Annotated in this window: 16 protein-coding genes and 1 tRNA gene; 12 read left to right on the forward strand and 5 right to left on the reverse strand. The window is 61.3% G+C overall.

The genetic code is table 11. The features are described from left to right. The 3 genes from B4F27_RS12030 to B4F27_RS12040 form a co-directional block, all read left to right on the forward strand. On the forward strand, positions 1-463 hold a 463-nt coding region (locus B4F27_RS12030), incomplete at its 5' end, for a DNA-3-methyladenine glycosylase family protein (RefSeq protein WP_286759787.1). Then, positions 460-1,125: an alpha/beta hydrolase gene (locus B4F27_RS12035; protein WP_005853810.1), complete on the forward strand. Its 666-nt coding sequence runs from the start codon at positions 460-462 to the stop codon at positions 1,123-1,125. The genes B4F27_RS12030 and B4F27_RS12035, both read left to right, overlap by 4 nt. 213 nt (positions 1,126-1,338) lie before the next feature. Beyond that, on the forward strand, positions 1,339-1,923 hold the full coding sequence (locus B4F27_RS12040) for an HNH endonuclease (RefSeq protein WP_005853809.1): 585 nt from the start codon (positions 1,339-1,341) through the stop codon (positions 1,921-1,923). 26 nt (positions 1,924-1,949) lie between these two features. Here the strand turns inward: B4F27_RS12040 and xth are convergent, their stop codons facing one another. Further along, positions 1,950-2,732, reverse strand: coding sequence for an exodeoxyribonuclease III (gene xth, locus B4F27_RS12045; RefSeq protein ID WP_037944404.1), 783 nt, complete (start codon positions 2,730-2,732; stop codon positions 1,950-1,952). Between the two features lie 349 nt (positions 2,733-3,081). Here xth and B4F27_RS12050 point away from each other — a divergent pair, with 349 nt between their 5' ends. Beyond that, entirely contained in the window at positions 3,082-3,312 is a 231-nt protein-coding gene (locus B4F27_RS12050) for a hypothetical protein (protein ID WP_074634815.1), read from the forward strand. A 56-nt stretch (positions 3,313-3,368) separates the two neighbouring features. Further along, positions 3,369-4,460 (forward strand): DUF6902 family protein, encoded by a 1,092-nt coding sequence (locus B4F27_RS12055; RefSeq protein ID WP_286759788.1) that lies wholly within the window; start codon positions 3,369-3,371, stop codon positions 4,458-4,460. An 83-nt stretch (positions 4,461-4,543) separates the two neighbouring features. Here B4F27_RS12055 and B4F27_RS12060 read toward each other — a convergent pair whose 3' ends face one another. Then, positions 4,544-4,867: a HesB/IscA family protein gene (locus B4F27_RS12060; RefSeq protein ID WP_009824761.1), complete on the reverse strand. Its 324-nt coding sequence runs from the start codon at positions 4,865-4,867 to the stop codon at positions 4,544-4,546. An 84-nt stretch (positions 4,868-4,951) separates the two neighbouring features. Here B4F27_RS12060 and B4F27_RS12065 point away from each other — a divergent pair, with 84 nt between their 5' ends. The 7 genes from B4F27_RS12065 (at position 4,952) to B4F27_RS12095 (ending at position 11,743) form a co-directional block, all read left to right on the forward strand. After that, positions 4,952-6,094, forward strand: a complete 1,143-nt coding sequence (locus B4F27_RS12065; protein WP_005853804.1) for a deoxyguanosinetriphosphate triphosphohydrolase — start codon at positions 4,952-4,954, stop codon at positions 6,092-6,094. A gap of 63 nt (positions 6,095-6,157) precedes the next feature. Further along, a complete protein-coding gene (gene argS, locus B4F27_RS12070) occupies positions 6,158-7,900 on the forward strand; it encodes an arginine--tRNA ligase (RefSeq protein WP_286759789.1) in 1,743 nt (580 codons plus the stop codon). A gap of 135 nt (positions 7,901-8,035) precedes the next feature. Then, complete coding sequence (locus B4F27_RS12075) at positions 8,036-8,980, forward strand: SPOR domain-containing protein (RefSeq protein ID WP_005853801.1); 945 nt, start codon at positions 8,036-8,038, stop codon at positions 8,978-8,980. Beyond that, complete coding sequence (gene nagZ / locus B4F27_RS12080) at positions 8,980-9,984, forward strand: beta-N-acetylhexosaminidase (RefSeq protein WP_286759790.1); 1,005 nt, start codon at positions 8,980-8,982, stop codon at positions 9,982-9,984. Before B4F27_RS12075 ends, nagZ begins: the two co-directional genes overlap by 1 nt. After that, on the forward strand, positions 9,977-10,762 hold the full coding sequence (locus tag B4F27_RS12085; protein ID WP_005853799.1) for a segregation and condensation protein A: 786 nt from the start codon (positions 9,977-9,979) through the stop codon (positions 10,760-10,762). Before nagZ ends, B4F27_RS12085 begins: the two co-directional genes overlap by 8 nt. A 1-nt stretch (position 10,763) precedes the next feature. Further along, complete coding sequence (scpB, locus tag B4F27_RS12090; RefSeq protein WP_074634821.1) at positions 10,764-11,417, forward strand: SMC-Scp complex subunit ScpB; 654 nt, start codon at positions 10,764-10,766, stop codon at positions 11,415-11,417. An 83-nt stretch (positions 11,418-11,500) separates the two neighbouring features. Next, positions 11,501-11,743 carry a hypothetical protein gene (locus B4F27_RS12095; protein ID WP_037953720.1) on the forward strand — a complete coding sequence of 81 codons (243 nt, stop codon included), beginning with the start codon at positions 11,501-11,503 and terminating at the stop codon, positions 11,741-11,743. A 25-nt stretch (positions 11,744-11,768) separates the two neighbouring features. On the opposite strand, the gene B4F27_RS12100 is transcribed toward B4F27_RS12095, so the two are convergent. The 3 genes from B4F27_RS12100 to B4F27_RS12110 all read right to left on the reverse strand — a co-directional run bounded on the left by B4F27_RS12100 (position 11,769) and on the right by B4F27_RS12110 (position 14,084). Then, the gene (locus tag B4F27_RS12100) at positions 11,769-12,848 is read right to left on the reverse strand and encodes a 2'-deoxycytidine 5'-triphosphate deaminase (RefSeq protein ID WP_064216849.1); all 1,080 of its coding nucleotides are present in this window, start codon (positions 12,846-12,848) and stop codon (positions 11,769-11,771) included. 64 nt (positions 12,849-12,912) lie between these two features. Then, positions 12,913-12,989: transfer RNA gene (locus B4F27_RS12105), tRNA-Pro, on the reverse strand. A 69-nt stretch (positions 12,990-13,058) separates the two neighbouring features. Further along, a complete protein-coding gene (locus tag B4F27_RS12110) occupies positions 13,059-14,084 on the reverse strand; it encodes a MerR family transcriptional regulator (protein ID WP_286759791.1) in 1,026 nt (341 codons plus the stop codon). Positions 14,085-14,088 lie beyond the last annotated feature (4 nt).

Consider the following 14,088-nt stretch of genomic DNA (forward strand, 5'->3'; position numbering starts at 1 on the left):
AGTCTCTGTCGCGTCGGCCAATGCCATGCGTGCCAAGATGGATGCGGCGGGACTGACCCATGAGACTGCGATACTCACCGCGGGCGAGGAGGCCCTGCGCGCGGCGGGGCTCAGCCGCCAGAAAATCCGCTATGCGTTGGCGTTGGCTGAGGCTGGGATCGACTATACCGCCTTGCGGGAGGCACCGGGTGCGGTCGTGATCGAGACGCTGACCGCGGTGCCCGGTGTCGGGCTGTGGACGGCGCAGATCTATGCGATGTTTTCGCTGGGCCGCGCCGATATCCTGCCGCAGGGCGATCTGGCCTTGCAAGAGGCCGCAAAAATCCTGTTTGATCTGCCCCAGCGACCAAAGCCGAAGCAGCTTGCGGAGATGGCGCAGGACTGGTCGCCCTGGCGATCGGTTGCAGCCCGCATCCTGTTTTCGTACTACCGCGTGGCAAAACAACGGGAAGGGATTTCATGACACGAGTACTAAACGCAGAGCGCCGCGAACCGGTCTCGGGGGAAACGCGGTCTGCCGTCGTGTTCCTGCATGGCTATGGCGCGAATGGTGCCGATCTGCTGGGGCTTGCCGACCCGTTGGGGGAACATCTGCCCGACACGCTGTTCGTGGCCCCCGATGCGCCCGAAGCCTGTGCCGGTGCGCCCATGGGGTTCCAGTGGTTCCCGATCCCCTGGATCGATAACTCCTCTGAGGAAGAAGCCGAACGCGGGATGATGCAGGCGGTCGATGACCTGAACGCCTTTCTCGATGCGCTGATGGTGGACGAAGATCTGCTGCCCGAACAGGTCGTGCTGTTTGGCTTTTCCCAAGGTACGATGATGGCGCTGCATGTCGCGCCGCGCCGCGAAGATGCCGTGGCCGGTGTTGTCGCGTTTTCGGGGCGCTTGCTGTCGCCCGAGAGCCTGAAAGACGAAGCGGTCGTGCGCCCTCCGGTCTTGCTGGTGCACGGCGACGCCGACGATGTTGTCCCGCCGCAATCCCTGCCGCAGGCCGCCGAAACCTTGCAAGAGGCCGGATGGACGGACGTTTTCGCCCATATCATGAAGGGGACAGGCCACGGAATCGCCCCCGACGGGCTGAGCGTGGCGCTGGCCTTTATGCGCGACAAACTGGGTCTTTGATCCCATCCCCTGCGGGCGCATGCGCGACCCGCAGGAAGGCCCCGGCCGGATTGGCCGTTTCCGTCACATGCCTGTTACGTAATCAGCTTACGCATTCTGCGACATCTTGTACCCGTTTGCGACTTGTCAGACGCAAACCACGAGATATAGTCGAAAGCATCAGCGGGGCTGTCCCGCTGGACCGGACGCGGAACGGCAAGGGGCTATCGAACAATGGACGGCGACTTTAGAACTGAATTCACCCGAAGCCCGGCAGGGCTGAAAAACAAACCGGCCCTTGTGCTGAACGCGGATTACAGGCCCTTGTCCTACTATCCGCTGTCGCTGTGGCCCTGGCAGGAAGCGGTGAAGGCCAAATGGCTGGATCGGGTGGATATCGTCGCTGAATATGACGACTATGTTCACAGCCCGTCGATGCAAATTCGCATCCCGTCGGTGGTCGTTCTCAAAGATTATGTCAAACCTCAAAAGCGCGTGGCCTTCACGCGCTTTAATTTATTTCTGAGGGACGAATTCTGCTGCCAGTACTGCGGTGCACGGGGGGATCTGACCTTTGACCACGTGGTGCCCCGTGCCGCGGGCGGTATCACAAGCTGGCAGAACGTTGTTGCGGCGTGTAGCCCGTGCAATCTGAAAAAAGGGTCCAAGGCGCTGCACCAGACCGGATTCCAGTTGCGCAAACCGCCGCGTCAGCCGCAAGCCGAGGATCTGCGCAATATGGGCCGGAAATTCCCGCCCAACTACCTGCATGATAGCTGGATGGATTTTCTTTATTGGGACGCCGAGCTTCAGGCGTGATCTAGGGCCGCGCTTGTGCGTCCGCGTTAGAGGTCAAGCTCCACCCAGACGGGCACGTGATCGGAGGGTTTCTCGCGTCCGCGTACATCCTTGTCGATCTGGCAGTCGCGCAGGCTGTCCGCGATGGCAGGGCTCAGCAGGAAATGGTCGATACGGATGCCGTTGTTGCGGTTCCACGCGCCTGCTTGATAATCCCAAAAGCTGTAATGCCCCGGCCCTTGGGTCCGTGCGCGGAACGCCTCTGTCAGGCCAAGGGCCAGCAGACGTCGCCAGGCGGCGCGGGATTCAGGACGAAACAGCGCATCTTCACGCCAGGCATCTGGCGTTGCCGCGTCTTCGGCTTGGGGAATGATGTTGAAGTCGCCCGTCAGCAGAAACGGTGTTTCCTCGGCCAAGAGTGCGCGCGCACGGTCTTCAAGACGCTGCATCCACGCCAGTTTGTAATCGTACTTCGGGCCCGGCGCGGGGTTGCCGTTGGGCAGATACAACCCACAAAGCCGAACCGAAGAATGATCGCCCACGACCGTTGCCTCGATATAGCGCGCCTGTTCGTCGCTGTCGTCCCCGGGCAGGCCACGGGTCACATCCTCAAGCGGGAGCTTTGACAGGATCGCGACGCCGTTAAATGATTTCTGCCCGTGGGTCTCGACGTTATAGCCGCGATCCTCGAACAGCTCGCGCGGGAAGCCTTCGTCGACGGATTTGATCTCTTGCAGAATGGCGACGTCGGGCTGCGCTTCGTCGAGCCATTGGGGCAGGGCGTCGATCCGCGCTTTGATCCCGTTGATGTTGAACGTGGCGATTTTCATGGCGGCCCCCTGCATTGGTCCCCGCAGCTATCGCGCATACCGCAATATGGGGCAAGGGGGCTGCACCGGTTTGGGCATGTTTCGCCCGCGATTCGAAGGAGAGCCGACAGTGCCCACGCCGCCGCGGGGCGCTTTGCCTGCGTTCCGTTACAATTGTCGCTATTGTGGAGAACACGGCATCGCCGCGTGGTTTCAACCGGATCAAAGACGCAGCGCATGTGGATGATTTACATCGTTAAAATGCGATCTTTTTGTCGCCTAGGTCAAAGCCCTTAGGTGGTGATTGATGAAGAGAGTGCAGCTTGAGGTTTAGTTGCCGATTTCAAAATCACGTCAAAAAGGAAAACTCATGACCGCTATTGCCTACGTCGAAACTGCTTTCCCGAATGTTCACGCCGGGGCGGCATCGCTCCATCAGGGGGCGGGGACAGGGTTTTATACCACCGGCTGTATCCGTGCAGGGCAAGACCCCCATTGCGGCCACGGCACCGGGCTGTTCACCACAGGGCTACAGTCGGGACCGCAGGCAGGCGGCATGGCGACTGGGGAGCTTACCGGTTTGTTTACCACCGGCTGCTAATCCAAACACACCCTGCGCTTGAACCGGCGCAGGGGTTTCTTGCCGAAGGGGGGCCTATGTCGAATGTTATACCGCTGTCATCCGTGCGTGCGCGCAATAGCGGTCGCAAACACGCCGATACCGCCGCGATCAGCCGTATGTTTGCGGTACAGCGACGCCGTGCGGGGGATGTGTTCTGGTTGAAGGAAAACGCGGAATGGTTGGGGATTCTGGCAAGCGCGGACATGCCTGTCCCGCCAGACGCTCTGGTGCCCTATGCATCCTTCTATGACCACATCGAAGAGACGATCCGCTTTTTTCCGCAGTACTACCGCTTTTTCCTGTCCCTCGCGCTGGACCTTGAGGATCTGGGCTTGCCCGGCGACGCGGGGGAGCGGCTGGTGCATTGGGTCGCCCGTATGCGGCTGACGGATGGGGAGCTGTCTGACCTGCAACGCGCCGAAGCGCAGCGCCTACTGGCGCGTCGGATGTCCGTGCCGCGCGATGACGCGCTGCAGTCACGCTTGCGCCGGTTTTTCACGCGATCCGAAACCTTTGCGCTGCCCAACAAGAAAGCATCCTATGAGCTGGCACATATCGTTTTCTATCTGTCAGACTACGGCCAGAGCGACCCCCAACTGCCGGCGACAGCGATCAGAAGCCTGAATTTTGCCGGTATTCTGGCGTATCTTGATCAGGATATGGATCTGCTGGCCGAGATTTGTGCCGCGCTACGGTTTGCAGGCGCTGCGGCACCTGCACTGTGGGAGGATGCGGTTCAGTCCGCTGCGCGTGCCTGCCGGATCGTACCGCAGCAGGGGGGCGGACCGGTGGACGGGTATCACGCCTATCTGGTGACCGGCTGGGCCGCGCACATGTCCGGAGGGGCGGCATTCTGCCAACCGGTGCCACAAGGGGCTGTGGCCATCCGCTATACCCCGCCAAACGGGGCGCTGCAGGCGCTATCGGCGGCGCTTTTTGACATGGGAGAGACGCGGCAAGCGCAGTGGTCGCTTATGCGTGGACGGGTCATGAGGGCTCTGGACCCTGAGGCGCAAGAGATACTGACCGAGGCAGAGGCGTCCTGCCCGCAATTTGAAGCGTTTTTCGCGCGGTTTGCGCGGGCACCGATCCCGGCCGTGGCTTCTATGGTGCAGCTACGGCACTAGAATGGCCTCATGCGGGCATGAGGCCAGCCTCCGGCGGGAGTTTACTTTGGCAAAATGAAGCGGGCGCGTGTATCGGGCGGGCGTTACATCGAGAAAGACGTGCCGCAGCCGCAGGCGCTGGTGGCATTGGGGTTTTCGATCACGAAACGCGCGCCGATCAATTCCTCGGAAAAGTCGATGACGGCATTGGCAAGAAAGGGCAGGGAGATGCTGTCGACCACAACTTTCTGGCCGGCCCCTTCAAGGATCAGGTCATCGTCTTTGGGATCATCCAGCGCGATGTCGTACTGAAATCCGGAGCAGCCGCCGCCCTCTACGGCGACGCGCAGGGCTTTGCCCTCTGCGGCGGCACCGATTTCGGCAAGGCGGTCAAAGGCGCGCGGGGTAACTTGGGGGGGCAGGTTCATTTTCGGGCTCCGGTGTGATCGGTTTCCATCTGTGTTGTCTTACAATATAGAAACCCGCAGGACAGGCCACAAGGACCACCGACTATGCGCGCTTCTTTTGCCTCTGATCCGGCGTTGACCCGGGGACGGTTGATACCGGAAGAGGAAAGCACCTTTCGTTCCTGCTTTCAGCGGGACCGCGACCGGATCATCCACGCCAGCGCCTTCCGGCGGCTCAAGCACAAGACGCAGGTCTTTATCGAACATGAGGGCGATTACTATCGCACGCGGCTGACCCATTCGATCGAGGTGGCGCAAGTGGCGCGCACGATCGCTGGTGCCTTGGGTCTGAATGCCGAGCTGACAGAGGCGGTCGCCCTGGCCCATGATCTGGGGCATCCGCCCTTTGGTCACACGGGCGAGGACGCGCTGGAAGCCTTGATGGCCCCCTATGGCGGGTTTGACCACAACGCCCAAGCCATCCGCATCGTCACCCATCTGGAGCGGCATTACGCGGATTTCGACGGGCTGAACCTGACTTGGGACACGCTGGAGGGGTTGGCCAAACATAACGGGCCGGTGACGGGAGAGCTGCCGTGGGCACTTGCGGCCTATGAGCGTCAGCATGATCTTGAGCTGGAGACATTCGCCAGTGCCGAGGCGCAGGTGGCGGCGATTGCCGATGATGTGGCCTATAACCACCACGACCTGCATGACGGTTTGCGGGCCGAGCTGTTCTCGACGGACGAGCTGGCCGAACTGCCGATCCTGAAGCAGAATTTCGCCGAAGTGGACAGGCTGTATCCCGGTCTGAACTACTATCGCCGCCGTCACGAAGCGCTGCGCCGTTTCTTTGGCGTACTGGTGGAGGACGTGATCAGCGTCGCGCGGCACCGTCTGGCCGAGATGAAGCCCGAAACCGCCACCGATATTCGCATGGCCGGGCGCACGTTGATCCAGTTCTCCGATCCGGTTTTCCAGGATCTCAAGGTCATCCGCGCCTTTCTGTTCGACCGCATGTATCGCGCGCCATCCGTGGTGATCATGCGCAAGCAGGTCACGCAGGTGGTCGAGGATCTGTTCCCCTATTTCTGCGCGCATACGGACCAATTGCCCAAGCAATGGCGCAAGGATGTAGAGGACGCGGACGGCGATACGGCGCTTGCGCGGATCGTCAGCGACTATATCTCGGGGATGACAGATCGCTTTGCCTTGCAGGAACATGAGCGGTTGATCGTTAAAGGCTGAACCGCCCTTGATTATGGGCGCATATTCAGGTGATACACGGGGCCAAGTCGAAGGAACCCCGTTATGAACCTATTTGCCGATATCCGCAGCCTCGTGCTGTCCACCCTTGATACGCTGGTTGCCGACGGGTTTCTGCCCGAGGGGCTGAGCTTTGACGCCATCACCGTAGAGCCGCCGCGTGATGCGGCGCATGGGGATATGGCGACCAATGCCGCGATGGTGCTGGCGAAACCGGCCCGTATGAAACCGCGCGATATCGCCGAGAAACTGGCCGAAAAACTGGCCGAGGATCCACGGATCACGGCGGCGGATGTGGCGGGCCCGGGGTTCTTGAACCTGCGGCTGAGTGCTGCGGTTTGGCAGGGCGTTGTCGGTGCCGTTCTGGGGCAGGGCACAGACTTTGGCCGCGGCGATCTGGGGCAGGGCAAACGGGTCAACGTCGAATATGTCTCGGCCAACCCGACGGGGCCGCTGCATGTAGGGCACACCCGCGGTGCGGTCTTTGGCGATGCGCTGGCGTCCTTGCTGGATTTCGCGGGTTTCGATGTCACGCGTGAATATTACATTAACGACGGCGGCGCGCAGGTCGATGTCTTGGCGCGCTCTGTTTATCTGCGCTATCTCGAGGCGCATGGCCAAGAGGTCGCCTTTCCCGAAGGCACATACCCCGGCGACTATCTGATTGATGTGGGGGCCGCGCTGAAAGACAAGGTGGGCGACGCCTATATCGACGCCGATGAATCCGTCTGGCTTGAAGAGGTGCGCAACTTTGCCACCGACGAGATGATGAAGCTGATCCGCGATGATCTCGCCTCTCTCGGGGTGGAGATGGATGTCTTTTATTCCGAAAAATCGCTTTATGGCACGGGCCGGATCGAATCCGCGATTGATGACCTGAAAGCCAAAGGGCTGATCTATGAGGGCGTGCTTGAGCCGCCAAAAGGCAAGAAGCCCGAGGACTGGGAGCCGCGCGAGCAGACCCTGTTCAAATCCACCGCCCATGGCGATGACGTTGACCGTCCGGTGATGAAGTCCGACGGCGGCTGGACCTATTTCGCGCCCGATATTGCGTATCACTACGACAAGGTGCAGCGTGGCTTTGACATGCTGATCGACGTCTTTGGCGCGGATCACGGCGGATATGTCAAACGGATGAAAGCCGCTGTTTCGGCGCTGTCCGAGGGGGCGGTGCCGCTCGACATCAAGCTGACGCAGCTGGTCAAGCTGTTCAAGAACGGCAAGGAATTCAAGATGTCCAAACGGGCAGGGACATTCGTCACCCTGCGTGATGTGGTTGATCAGGTAGGCCCTGATGTGACGCGTTTTGTCATGCTGACCCGCAAGAATGACGCGATGCTGGACTTTGACTTTGCCAAGGTGCTGGAACAGTCGCGCGAGAATCCGGTGTTCTACGTGCAATATGCCCATGCGCGTGTGCACTCTGTCCTGCGCAAGGCGGCAGAGGCGGGTGTTGCCACGGATATGGAAACCTTGCAGCGTGCCGACCTGAGCCAGCTTGACCACGAAGCAGAGTTGAAACTGGCGCAAAAGCTGGCCGAATGGCCCCGGATGGTAGAGACCGCGGCGCGCAGCAACGAACCGCACCGGATCGCGTTTTATCTCTACGAGCTGGCGGGCGATTTCCACGGGCTGTGGAACCGCGGCAACGACGTGCCTGAACTGCGTTTCCTGCAGGATGATGTGGCCATGTCCCAGTCAAAAATCGCGCTGGCCCAAGCCGCAGCGATTGTAATTGCGTCAGGTCTTGGTATTCTTGGGGTCAAGCCAGCGGAAGAGATGCGATAACGCACCATTGCTGGTCAGGCAGGTTCAAAAAACAGACCCGCGCGGGTGATATCTGACGCGGGCAGTGAGGCAGAAATGGCAGATTACACGTCCTCCTCCCAGGGTGGGGGGTACTCCTTTGAACATGACGCAGGGATGGCACCGCAAGTTGCGGCCAAGCCCTTGACCAAGTTTGCAAATTTCGCGGGCGCGGCGCTTTCCATCACCTTGATCGTCGGCATCGGGGTCTGGGGCTACAAGCTGCTGGTGCGCGATGTTACCGGCATTCCGGTGGTGCGTGCGGCCCAGGGCGATATGCGCGTGCGGCCCGAAAATCCGGGCGGCCAACTGGCGGATAATCAGGGTCTGTCGGTCAATGCTGTGGCCTCTGAAGGGACGGCGAACCAATTCGCGGAACAGCTGATTTTGGCCCCGAAGCCACTGGATCTGGAAGAAGAAGACCAGCCCATTCCCGTCGCGATGGTTGCACCTGCGCAACAGGCACCAACGCAATCATCGCCTGCGGCTGACGTGGCAGAGGCGTTGAAAAACGGCGATGTGGACGATCTTGTCGCCTCTCTCACCGATGGGGTGGAACCACTGGAAGACGAAGAAGACGGCACCGCCCTGCCAGAGCCGATGAACGCAAGTGCCACGATGGATGTCGACCCGCTTGAGATGGCGGTGTCGAACGCGGTGGCCGTTGCCATGGGCGAAGAGCCGGGCGTGCGCGCATCCTTGCGTCCTCAAACGCGCCCCGGTGGCCGTGCCGTGGCGACCAAAGCGTCGTTTGAACCCGCACCGGTTGCCGCCGCCGAAGTGAAAGAGCTTTCGCCCGACAGCCTGCCGACAGGGACGCGTCTGGTGCAGCTTGGCGCATTCGATTCACCTCAGATCGCACGGGCGCAATGGGTCCGTCTGAACGCGCGTTTCGGGGCCTATATGGAAGGCAAGGACCGCATCATCCAAGAGGCCAGCAGCGGCGGGCGCACTTTCTACCGTCTGCGTGCGCATGGGTTCTCGGACATCGCGGATGCGCGACGCTTCTGTTCGGCGCTGGTTGCTGAAAACACCGACTGCATTCCCGTCGTTACACGCTGATGCGATACGGGGCGACGATACTGGACGCGTCGGGGCTTCGGCTGACGGCGCAGGAACAGGCGTTGTTTCGCGCCGTAAAGCCCTTTGGGTTCATTCTCTTTGCGCGCAATATCGACACGCCGGATCAGGTCCGCGCGCTGTGTGATGAATTGCGCGAGGCGGCGGGCCACGAGGCTGTTATCACCGTGGATCAAGAAGGCGGGCGGGTGCAGCGGTTGCGCGCACCGCATTGGCGCGACTGGACGGCACCGCTGGACTTCGTGCAGGCAGCAGGCCCCAACGCGGCAGAGGCGATGTATCTGCGCTTTCGTCTGATCGCGGACGAGCTGCACCGCGTGGGCATCGACAGCAATTGCGCGCCGATGGTCGATGTCGCCGGGGCGGAAACCCACACATTCCTGCGCAACCGCTGTTACGGCACGACGCCCGATGCGGTGGCGGCTTTGGGCCGTGCGGCGGCAGACGGCATGTTGGCGGGGGGCGTCTTGCCCGTGGTCAAACATATGCCCGGACATGGGCGCGCCACGATGGATAGTCATTTTGACTTGCCGCAGGTTGACGCGCCGCGTGCCGCGTTGGACACCCATGATTTCGCCCCGTTCAAGGCGTTGAACGACCTGCCGATGGGGATGACGGCGCATCTGGTCTATGACGCGATTGATCCGCGCCCTGCCACGCTGTCGCCGGTGATGATGCGGCTGATCCGCGAGGATATCGGCTTTGATAACCTGATCATGACGGATGACATTTCGATGAAAGCATTGACGGGCGAGGTGGATGCCATCGCCGCCGGTGCCTTGGCAGCAGGCTGTGACGTGGTGTTGTACTGCAACGCCACGCTTGAGGATCGCACCCGCGTTGCCGATGCTGCCGGAGAGATGTCTGAGGCCGCGCAAACACGGGCCGTGCGCGCCCTTGCCATGCGCCGGACCCCTGATGATGTTGACATTCCTGCCCTGACTGCAAAGCTCGACAGGCTTTTGGGCGGGGCGGTATATGGCTGAAACGCAGTTGGAAGACGGGCAAACGAAAGTTGCTGAACGGCTCGCGGCCGAGGCGCTGATCGTGGATGTCGACGGGTTCGAGGGCCCGTTGGACCTGTTGCTGACCCTCAGCCGCACCCAGAAGGTCGACCTGCGCAAAATCTCGGTGCTGCAACTGGCACGCCAATATCTGATGTTCGTGGACAAGGCCAAGGCGCTGCGGCTGGAGCTTGCGGCGGATTATCTGGTCATGGCTGCGTGGCTCGCCTTTCTGAAATCCCGCCTGCTGCTGCCGCCTGATCCGCAGGACGATGGCCCCTCGGGCGAGGAACTGGCCGCGCATCTGGCGTTCCAGCTGGAACGTCTGCAAGCGATGCGCGACGTGGCGGCTCAGTTGATGGCCCGTGACCAATTGGGGCGCGACTTCTTTGCCCGCGGCCAGACCCAGGAAATGCGCCAGACCCGCCGCGTGACCTATACCGCGACCTTGCTGGACCTGATGCAGGGCTACGCGCGTATCCGCACCCGCGACGATTTCCGCCCCTTCGTGATGGATCGTGACAAGGTCTTTACGATGGAGCAGGCACTGGAGCGCATGCGCGGCTTGATTGGGTTTTCTGGCGACTGGTCTGACCTGACCAGCTACATGCCTGACGGATGGGGCGAAGAACCGGCAATGCGCCGCTCGGCCACGGCATCGACGTTTGCGGCGTCGCTTGAATTGGTAAAGGAAGGGCATCTGGAAATTCGTCAAGAGGGCGTGTTTGCCCCGATCCAGTTGCGCAAGAAGGATATCTGACGTGGCCGAACCCGTTGAACACACAGAAGAAAGCCTGTTCGAGGCCCCGCCATTGGCCGAACAGGAGCGCATGATCGAAGCGATCCTTTTCGCCACCGCAGAGCCGATGACCCTGCGCGAGATCGCGGCGCGTCTGCCGCATGGCTGTGACCCTGCCGAAGCGATGGTGCATCTGCGCAAACGCTACACCGGCCGCGGTGTCGAGCTGTGCCGCATCGGGGATGCCTACGCCATGCGCACGGCGGCGGATCTGGGGTATCTCATGCAGCACGAAACGGTCGAGACGCGCAAACTGTCGCGCGCCGCGATCGAGACCTTGGCGATCATCGCCTACCACCAGCCCGCCACCCGCGCCGAGATCGAAGAGATCCGCGGCGTATCCGTATCGCGCGGCACGCTGGATCAGCTGCTTGAGCTGGACTGGATTCGCTTTGGCCGTCGCAAAATGACCCCCGGTCGTCCGGTGACCTTTGTCGTGACACAGGAATTTCTGGCCCACTTCGGTCTGGAAAGCCCCCGCGACCTGCCGGGGTTGAAAGAGCTCCGCTCTGCCGGATTGCTGGAAAGCCGCCCCGCCTTTGGCGAGATGCCGGGTGTCGACAGCGAGGAAGAGCCAGAAGCGACCGAGGGCCAGAGCGAGCTGTTCGAGGATTAATCCCGCAGGTGGCCTGAAAATCGCCGCAATAGGTGTTATATTAGCCTCAGACACAGTTTAACGCGCGGTAAAGAGGTCAGGACATGAACCAGATAATTAATATGATTATGCGTCGCGTGATGGGGCGTTTGATCAACAAAGGCGTTGATATCGGCTTTGATCAGGCGTCAAAGCTGGGCAAGGGGCGTCGGGCGTCGGTGGACCGTGACGGCAATCCTGTCCAACCAAGCGCCGAGGAAATGGCCCGTCGTGACAGAAGCAGCCGCGAGCAGGGCAAACAGGCGCGCAATATGGTCAAGAATATGCGCAAGCTGACGCGTTTCTAACCCGCGTGATCAGACGCTGCGAAGTTTAACGCGGCGCGCTGAAATGCTTGCTGAGCTTGAGGCCCTGACCCTGATAGTTCGACGCGATGCCCGACCCGTAAAGCTGGGTCGGGATGTCGGTCATTTTCTCATAGACCAACCGTCCGACAACCTGACCATGCTCCAGCACGAAAGGGGCCTCGTGGCAGCGCACTTCAAGCACGCCCCGTGATCCCGCACCCCCTGCAGAGGCATGGCCGAAACCGGGGTCAAAGAAACCTGCGTAATGCACGCGGAATTCGCCCACCATCGCCAGATAGGGGGCCATCTCTGCGGCGTATTCGGGCGGGATGGTCACGGCTTCGCGGCTGACCAGAATGTAGAACGCACCGGGGTCGAGGATGATCTGACCGTTGTCGCTGTGCACCTCTTCCCAGTATTGCGCGGGGTCATAATGGCCGATCTTGTCCAGATCGATAACACCCGTATGCGGCTTGGCGCGGTAGCCAACCAGCGTGGTGTCAGGCAAGCGCAGATCGACCGAGAATCCCAGACCATCATCGATCACGGCCTCGCCATCCACCAGCGGGCTGTCGGCGTGCAATGCGCGCAGCGCTTCATCGTCAAGCGTGGCGGCACCGGTGGAAAAACGGATCTGGTTCAGCCGCATGCCCGGACGTACGAGCACCGAGAAAGAGCGCGGACAAATCTCTGCGTAAAGCGGGCCGGTATAGCCCGGCGCGATGCGATCAAACTCGGTCCCGCCGTCGGTGATGGTGCGCGTGAGTAGGTCCAGCCGCCCGGTGGAGCTTTTGGCATTGGCCGCCGCGGAGGTGCCTTGGGGCAGGGCGAGGCTTTCCATCAGCGGGACAACGTAGACGCAGCCCTTTTCCAGCACCGCCCCATTCGTCAGGTCGACGCGGTGCATCTCGAACTCTTCCAGACGGTCGGCGACCTTGGCCCCATGCCCCGCAAGAAAAGACGCACGCACGCGGTAAGCCACTGTTCCTAGACGAAGATCTAGGCTCGCAGGCTGGATCTGGGCACTGTCGACAGGCGGTGTGCCGATGATCTGACCCGAAGCGATCATGTCGGTGATATGCTGGTTGGGAACTACGCCGATCATATCCGGGCCTTTCAAATGCAAACACCCGCACCCATTAGGGTACGGGCGTTTGTTGTATGTCGGTTGGTCGGGCTAGCAGGACTCGAACCTGCGACCTTCCGTCCCCCAGACGGACGCGCTACCAGGCTGCGCCATAGCCCGACATGAGGCGTTTCATACCTGATAAAACCGTGCGTGCAAGGGGGAATTGTCGCAAATCGCACGCGCGGCTTAGACTTTTGTGCCGCGGACCACATCGGCCCGAATGGAATCGCGCAGTTCGCCCAAACGGCTCAGCAAAGGCGCGATATCGCGGGCCGAATCCTCGGGCAGATCGCGGCACAGCAGTGCAGCAGAAAGCACAGAGGGTTTGGCGGGGAAGTCTTCTTCTGCCGTCAGAGGCGGCAGATCGATCACACGCGGCTTGGGGCCTGCAACAATAGGGGCTTTCGGTGCCTCGTTGATCTCTGGGGCTTCGACGTCCCGCGTTTCCGCCTCCAGCGTTTCGGCGGTGCTGTCTTCCGGCGCTGCCTCTGGCGTGCTGTCGATGGTCGGCGCGGGCGCGTCCTGATCCGGGGCGCGTGTTTGCGTAGCGTCAGGGGCTTCGTCCGGCGTGTTATCGCTTGGCGGGACCGGCGCGTCGGTCATCGGGTGGCGCAGGAAGCCGGGCAGGGTGGCACCGTCCTCCGCAGAGCTATCGGCGGGGGTGACGGTTGTCTCCTCCGGCTCCGGCTCTGTTGCGTCGAGGGTCGGTTCGTCGGTAGGCAGGGGTGGGGTATCCTCGGCCGACATCTCGGGCGCGGAAACGGCTTCTACGTGTGTTTCGGGCGCTTCGACAGGGGCTGGCTTGGCCGCTTTGCTCCCGCGTTGCTCGAACGGGAGAACAACACCCTCGTGGGTCTGTTCTGCGTCTTCTTGCATCGGCGCGGGGGTCATGTCGATGGTGTCGCCACCAGCATCCAGATCATCCTGCGTGACCCCGTCAAGAGGCGCGGACAGGGCTGCGACATGGCCCATGCCTTCTTCACGCAATACCTTCTGGACACCTTTGATCGTCAGCCCGTCTTCATGCAGCAAGCGTTTGATACCGCCAAGCAGCAACATATCGTTGGGGCGATAATATCGCCGCCCGCCTGCGCGTTTGATCGGTTTGACTTGCGTGAACTTGCTTTCCCAGAAACGCAGGACATGTGCCTGAATTTCAAGCCATTCTGCAACTTCGGAGATGGTTCTGAATGCGTCCGGAGACTTGGGCATTAGG

The organism is Sulfitobacter sp. UBA1132 (assembly GCF_002311545.1).
GTDB lineage: Bacteria > Pseudomonadota > Alphaproteobacteria > Rhodobacterales > Rhodobacteraceae > Sulfitobacter > Sulfitobacter pontiacus.

Coding starts and splice junctions, on each gene's coding strand:
- B4F27_RS12055 (WP_286759788.1), top strand. CDS start 3,369: ATGTCGAATGTTATACCGCTGTCATCCGTGCGTGCGCGCAATAGCGGT.
- B4F27_RS12060 (WP_009824761.1), bottom strand. CDS start 4,867: ATGAACCTGCCCCCCCAAGTTACCCCGCGCGCCTTTGACCGCCTTGCC.
- B4F27_RS12085 (WP_005853799.1), top strand. CDS start 9,977: ATGGCTGAAACGCAGTTGGAAGACGGGCAAACGAAAGTTGCTGAACGG.
- nagZ (WP_286759790.1), top strand. CDS start 8,980: ATGCGATACGGGGCGACGATACTGGACGCGTCGGGGCTTCGGCTGACG.
- B4F27_RS12095 (WP_037953720.1), top strand. CDS start 11,501: ATGAACCAGATAATTAATATGATTATGCGTCGCGTGATGGGGCGTTTG.
- argS (WP_286759789.1), top strand. CDS start 6,158: ATGAACCTATTTGCCGATATCCGCAGCCTCGTGCTGTCCACCCTTGAT.
- B4F27_RS12110 (WP_286759791.1), bottom strand. CDS start 14,084: ATGCCCAAGTCTCCGGACGCATTCAGAACCATCTCCGAAGTTGCAGAA.
- B4F27_RS12075 (WP_005853801.1), top strand. CDS start 8,036: ATGGCACCGCAAGTTGCGGCCAAGCCCTTGACCAAGTTTGCAAATTTC.
- B4F27_RS12065 (WP_005853804.1), top strand. CDS start 4,952: ATGCGCGCTTCTTTTGCCTCTGATCCGGCGTTGACCCGGGGACGGTTG.
- B4F27_RS12035 (WP_005853810.1), top strand. CDS start 460: ATGACACGAGTACTAAACGCAGAGCGCCGCGAACCGGTCTCGGGGGAA.
- B4F27_RS12040 (WP_005853809.1), top strand. CDS start 1,339: ATGGACGGCGACTTTAGAACTGAATTCACCCGAAGCCCGGCAGGGCTG.
- B4F27_RS12050 (WP_074634815.1), top strand. CDS start 3,082: ATGACCGCTATTGCCTACGTCGAAACTGCTTTCCCGAATGTTCACGCC.
- B4F27_RS12100 (WP_064216849.1), bottom strand. CDS start 12,848: ATGATCGGCGTAGTTCCCAACCAGCATATCACCGACATGATCGCTTCG.
- xth (WP_037944404.1), bottom strand. CDS start 2,732: ATGAAAATCGCCACGTTCAACATCAACGGGATCAAAGCGCGGATCGAC.